The sequence below is a fragment of the Allosphingosinicella sp. genome, assembly GCF_036387215.1.
In the GTDB taxonomy this organism is placed as follows: Bacteria; Pseudomonadota; Alphaproteobacteria; order Sphingomonadales; family Sphingomonadaceae; genus Allosphingosinicella.
In genome coordinates this window covers 1-3,821 of record NZ_DASVUE010000014.1, presented here as the reverse complement: position 1 = coordinate 3,821, position 3,821 = coordinate 1, and the positions used below count along the sequence as shown (strand labels likewise).

Annotated in this window: 4 protein-coding genes and 1 pseudogene; 4 read left to right on the top strand and 1 reads right to left on the bottom strand. The window is 63.0% G+C overall.

All coding sequences use genetic code 11. The features are described 5' to 3' along the window. Positions 1-256 precede the first annotated feature (256 nt). The gene (locus VF662_RS00500) at positions 257-727 is read left to right on the top strand and encodes a GtrA family protein (protein WP_464136396.1); all 471 of its coding nucleotides are present in this window, start codon (positions 257-259) and stop codon (positions 725-727) included. Here VF662_RS00500 and VF662_RS00495 read toward each other — a convergent pair. Next, positions 694-1,761 carry an SDR family NAD(P)-dependent oxidoreductase gene (locus VF662_RS00495; protein WP_464136394.1) on the bottom strand — a complete coding sequence of 356 codons (1,068 nt, stop codon included), beginning with the start codon at positions 1,759-1,761 and terminating at the stop codon, positions 694-696. The genes VF662_RS00500 and VF662_RS00495 overlap by 34 nt on opposite strands. Positions 1,762-1,853: 92 nt before the next feature. Here VF662_RS00495 and VF662_RS00490 point away from each other — a divergent pair, with 92 nt between their 5' ends. The 3 genes and pseudogenes from VF662_RS00490 to VF662_RS00480 form a co-directional block, all read left to right on the top strand. After that, entirely contained in the window at positions 1,854-2,534 is a 681-nt protein-coding gene (locus VF662_RS00490) for a glycosyltransferase (RefSeq protein ID WP_464136392.1), read from the top strand. Between the two features lies 1 nt (position 2,535). Next, positions 2,536-3,399: an NAD-dependent epimerase/dehydratase family protein gene (locus tag VF662_RS00485; protein ID WP_464136390.1), complete on the top strand. Its 864-nt coding sequence runs from the start codon at positions 2,536-2,538 to the stop codon at positions 3,397-3,399. Positions 3,400-3,527: 128 nt separating this feature from the next. Beyond that, a pseudogene (locus tag VF662_RS00480) lies at positions 3,528-3,821 on the top strand (aldolase/citrate lyase family protein); the annotation flags it as partial.

The following is a 3,821-nucleotide window of genomic DNA, read 5'->3' as shown; positions in this document are numbered from 1 at the left end:
AGTCCGAATGAGTTAACGATTGCGGGATCGGGCGGGTACGGATAGCGGGCGGCGTAAGTGCGCAATTACAAGGTCGACGTCCTTTCCATGAAAGCTGTCATAGTTGCAGGGAAGCCGGGCCGGGGCCCGGCCGAGGACGCGCCGCAGCGCCCTGGCCTCCGGCTTTCGGGCGTCATCGCGGCGGCCATGCTTCAGTCCTGCTCCGGGTAATCAGGGCATGATCGTCCGCCTCCTACGCTCCGTGGAACGGGTGGCCGTGGCCATCCTCCTGGCCCTCGAGCACCTCGATTATGCCTGGCTGAACCCGCTGCTGCGCATCGTGCGCCGCCACGGCTTCTGGCAGTTCGTCCGCTTCATCGCGGTCGGAAGCCTGAATTTCGCTTTTTATTACAGCATTTTCGCAGGGCTTCACCTGCTCGGCGTGGCGCCGACGCCGTCGGTGTTGATTGCCACCGTGGTGGCCGTGCTGTTCAATTTCTGCACGACCGGGCAGATCGTATTCAGGAGCCGCCGCGCCTGGCTGCTTCCCAAGTTCATCGCCGTTTATATCGTGCAGACGCTTCTCAACGTCGGCTCACTACGGGCGCTGATCGCCATCGGAGTGCCGGTTCTCGCCGCCGAGGCGCTGGTGATCGGAGTGCTTGCCGTGCTGACCTTCTTCGCGCTGAAGCGGTTCGTCTTCAGCGAGGCCGTTCACGCAGAAGCGGCGAGGGCCCGCTCCGGCTGAGCTTCGGGCGCACAGTGGCTGTCGCGCACCCAATCGATCATCTGCCGGATGCCGGACGTGCTGTCCGTGCGCGGCCGCCATCCGAACAGCGCCTCCGCCTTGGCGACATCGGCGACGAACACCTTCTGGTCGCTCTCGCGCGGCGCCAGCTGCCGGTAGCGCAGCTCGATCCCCAGCTCCCGACCCAGCAGGTCGAACAGCTCGAGCAGCGAGAGGCTGTTGCGATAGCCTCCGCCGATGTTGAAGACTTCGCCGCTGGTCTGGTCGATCCGCTCGATCGCGCTGAAATAACAGTCGATGAGGTCCGGCGCGAACAGCACGTCGCGGACCTGCTTGCCGTTGCCGTGGATGGTGAACGGCTCGCGCCCCGGATCCGCCGCCGTTTCGAGCGCCTGCTGAACGAACCAGCCGATCCAGCCTTGATCGGAGGTCGCGAACTGACGTCCTCCGAAGATGGAGGAGTGCCTGAACACGACTGTCCTGAGGCCGTAGGTCAGCGAGAAGTCGCGGATATACTGATCCGCCGAGCCTTTGGAGCAGCCGTATGGAGTCCTGAAATCTAGCGGCACGCTCTCCGGAAAGCCCTCCGGGAAGTCGTCGCAGACGTAGCGCGTATCGGTCTCGGAATAGCGATAGCTTTCGAGGTCGCCATAGACCTTGTTCGTCGAGGAGAAGGTGATGATGGTCTCGGGGCTGTACTGGCGCACCGCATCGAGCATGTTGAACGTGCCGAGCGCATTCGTCTCGAAATCGAGGCGCGGATCGGCGATCGAAGTCGTCATCGCCACCTGGCCGGCGGTGTGGAACAGCACGTCCGGGCGAAACTCGCGGACGGCATTCTGGACGGCCTGCTGCGAGCGGACGTCTTCGCCGTAGAATTTGAAGCGGCCCTGCTCACGCAGCCATTCGAGGTTCCGATCGGCCCCGAGGCGCGACAGATTGTCGAAGACGGCCACTTCATGCCCCTTGCGCATGCCCTCGCTCGCAAGGTTCGAGCCGAGGAAGCCGCAGCCGCCCAAAACTAAGATCTTCATCGCGGTCCCACTGTACAGATGTGCTTGCGGGCGGGCATAGCGCCCGCACCCCGTTTCTGCCAGCCTGTTTAGAGGTGCCCGTGGCCTGTGACTTGTCGGTTATTCTCCCTGCTTACAACGAGGAGGAGAACCTGCGCCTGCTGATCCCGCGCATTCGGCACGCGTGCGAGGAACTGACCGACAGCTTCGAAATCCTCGTCATCGACACCCTCACTCCGATGGACGGAACCCGCGAGCTCTGCGAGGAGCAGCAGGTCCGCTACATCAACAGGTCCGGCGGCAATGCCTATGGCGATGCGGTCCGCACCGGCATCGCCCAATCCACCGGCCGCTCGGTCATCTTCATGGATGCGGACGGCTCCCATCCGCCGCACTTCCTCCACAACCTCTTCGGCGTGCGCAACGAGGCGGATATCATCGTGGCCTCGCGCTACGTCAGCGGCGGCTTCACCGAGAACAGCGCAATCCTCGTCTGGATGAGCTGGTTCGTGAACATGGGCTACCGGCTGGTGCTCGGCCTCAAATGCAAGGACGTTTCGAACAGCTTCAAGCTCTATCCCGGAGCCGCGCTGCGCGCCTTGCAGCTCAGGTGCGACAATTTCGACATCGTCGAGGAGATACTGGTCAAGATCATGCGGGCCAATCCGGGTTTCAGGATCCTGGAAGTGCCGTTCACCTTCAAGAAGAGGATGTTCGGCCAGACCAAGCGGAACCTGCTGGCGTTCATATTCAGCTATATGGTCACGCTGATGCGTCTCCGGTTCGGCCGCTGAGATGAAGAAGATCCTCTTCCTTGGAGGCAGCGGATTCCTCGGGCGTCAGCTCATCCGATCACTGACGAGCGACGTCCAGCCCTATGCGATCGCAAGGTCGATCGAAGGCGAGGACCGGATCAAGGATGTGTCCCCATCGATCCGGATCGTCTCCCCCGGGGAAGCCGCGAAGATCCGCTTCGACCGCATTTTCAATCTGGTCGTGGATTACGGCAGGGGCGGCGCTCCGATCGCCCAGCTGATCCAGCCGAACCTCATCTACCCGCTCCAGTTGCTCGAAACGATCGAGGCGGACGCCGTCCTCAATGTCTCGACTGCTCTGCCGCAAAATTATTCGAATTACGCGCTGACGAAGAAGCTGCTCGAACAGTCGCTGGACTATCTCGGCGCCCGCAGGGGCAGGCCGTTCGTCAACATCCACCTTCATAACATGTACGGGCCGGGTGCGGAGGTTTCGGAGTTCGTCGGCTTCGTCATCCTGAGGATGCTGGCGGGCGAGCCGGTCGAGGTCTCGCATTGCCGGAACAGCCGGGACTTCATCTTCGTCGCCGATGCGGTGAGCGCATTGAGCCTGTTATGCGCCAGCGCCGAGAATTTTGCGCCGGGCTCGCCGGTCGAGGTCGGGACCGGGCGCTCGACGTGCCTGCGCGACCTGCTCTTCACAATCCGCGAGCTCACCGGCTCCAGCAGCGAAATCCGCTTCGGCGCCAAGCCCGGCAATGGGTTCGAGCCGGACCGGCTGGTTGCCGACACCACGGCCTTGCAGCGCCTCGGCTGGACCCCCCGCCACTCGCTTCGCCAGGGGCTGCAGACGACGATCGAGGCGCTTGCCGCCTCGCGTCCACGGGTCGCGCAACCGATCTGAGGAATTAGACGCCGAGCCGGCCGGCGCCGGCTGCGCCGGTCACGGGTTGACGGACGCGGGTGGCTCCGCCAATCCGTGCCGAAATTGGGCTTGAAGAAGGTAGTGCCGTGAATCCGACCGAACGTAAGATGTTGGACCTCCTCAAGAAAGGTCGCGACCAATATGGTGTGGTCGCGGTCAAGGCGGAGTTCGAGGCGGAAGGGACCCGTCCGGACGAATTCCACCGGCTGCTGGAGATCGCGCACCGGGCCGACCTCAAGGTAGCACTCAAGATCGGCGGTGCCGAGGCGGTATCCGATCTGTTCGCAAGCAAGGTCTACGGCGTCGGCTACATCATCGCCCCGATGGTGGAGACGCCCTATGCGCTCTCGAAATTCATCGACGCCAAGAAAAAGACCCACGGCGCGAACGAGGAGCAGACC